The sequence below is a fragment of the Aetokthonos hydrillicola CCALA 1050 genome, assembly GCF_017591665.1.
In the GTDB taxonomy this organism is placed as follows: domain Bacteria; phylum Cyanobacteriota; class Cyanobacteriia; order Cyanobacteriales; family Nostocaceae; genus Aetokthonos; species Aetokthonos hydrillicola.
In genome coordinates this window covers 1-1,557 of sequence record NZ_JAAKGC010000380.1, presented here as the reverse complement: position 1 = coordinate 1,557, position 1,557 = coordinate 1, and the positions used below count along the sequence as shown (strand labels likewise).

Sequence of the window (1,557 nt, the reverse complement as noted above, 5' to 3'; positions counted from 1 at the left end):
GAAGAGTTAATGTAGGTGGAGGCGCTGTTCACACCTAAAGCAAACTGCCGACTTTCTTGATACGATTCAGTGACAATCGAGTCTGCATGACCACTACTGTGTTGATTAATCCAAATAATTGCTTGTTCTAAACTATCGACCAGTTTAAAAGCTATTGTCTTGGTTAAATAAGCAGTTCCCCATTCTTCGTTTTTAGCCAGTTGTAACTGCGGAAAAGCTTCTACAAGTTCTGGATCGCCTTTAATTTGAAAACCTTGGTCTTTTAGACTACTCCACAATACTAGTAAGGACGAAGGTAAAGCTTGGCGATGAATCAGCACTTTTTCAATGGCGTTTACTGGATCTGGTACACTTTGATGACTATCTAAAATCATCCAGCGCACCATTTCTAAGCTACCATTGAGTGACCAATAGAGGTAACAGTTGCCCATAGCAGACCTTAAGACTGGAGCTGTTGACTGTCTTACTACTTGTTGTATTAAGCTAGAACGCCCGTAAGGAATCACTAAGTTGAGATACTGATCTTGGGTGACTAAATCCCGAATAGAGGTTCCGTGTTCTGCTGTTATTAACTCTACACAACCCGTTGGTAACCCAACTTCGGCGATCGCCGTTTGCAATGCGTTACCAATTGCTGCATTAGAATGGCTAGCTTCTGTACTGCCTTTGAGAATAACACTATTACCCGTTTTGATACATAAGCCTGCCGCGATCGCTGCTAATTCTGGAAACGCTTCATAAATAAATCCAATCACACCTAAAGGCATTAACTGAGAATAGGTTTGAGAGTCTTCTAGCTGATAATCAGCATGTCTTACACGCCGTAGCGGGTCTGATAACTCCCCTAACCGTTGTAAAATATCTAGTGTTGCCTCTAGGCGTTTTGGTGTCAACTTTAGCCAATCTAATATAAAGTCTGGTACTGCCATTTCTCGACTAGCTTCTAGATCCAAAGTATTTGCCTCTAGAATGTCGTCAAATGAGTTTTTTAGCACTTGTACCATCTTTAATACAGCGCGACTACGGTCTACCCCCTTTGTACTCCCTAATTTTAAGGCAGCTTGGTAAGCGCGTTTTGCGCTAGCAATTGGTTCCGGAAAATCGTCAAAAGCATCCACTATCATCGAGTCAACGCCTGTAGGTAAGCCAGACCATCAGTGCTGGTAGGATAGCTAGCAGCAGCGCTACTATTGCCCAAGCAATAATATTGGAATTGCTTGCCAATCGTAGTGCTAATGGTAACCATATAATCACTAGCACGAAAATAATGCCCAGCGCTACTGGCAAATAACTTTCTCCTAACCGAGGCTGGACAACTTGCCACGAATTCCCTGTCCACCGCCAAGCTCGTTTATAGGGATATGTTGTGGAAAGCTGTTCTAGCATATGACCATTATCTTCCACAACGAATATCTGCTGACAGCGATCGCAACCAAACGCTTCTGTAAGTGTAATTGGAACTAGCTGCCCTCGTCGCCGACATGGACAGGGATATTCACTGTTGAAGTCTATTTTTTCGGCTTTTTGATATTGCACAACCGATATTCTAACTTGAGC

General features: G+C 42.9%; 2 protein-coding genes. Both read right to left on the bottom strand.

Annotated elements, in window-relative coordinates; translation table 11 throughout:
- Positions 1-1,124, bottom strand: a 1,124-nt coding sequence (locus G4P69_RS38110; protein ID WP_208355163.1) for a glutamate-5-semialdehyde dehydrogenase, incomplete at its 3' end; no start/stop codon positions are given.
- A 4-nt stretch (positions 1,125-1,128) separates the two neighbouring features.
- The gene (locus tag G4P69_RS38105; RefSeq protein ID WP_208355165.1) at positions 1,129-1,536 is read right to left on the bottom strand and encodes a hypothetical protein; all 408 of its coding nucleotides are present in this window, start codon (positions 1,534-1,536) and stop codon (positions 1,129-1,131) included.
- Positions 1,537-1,557 lie beyond the last annotated feature (21 nt).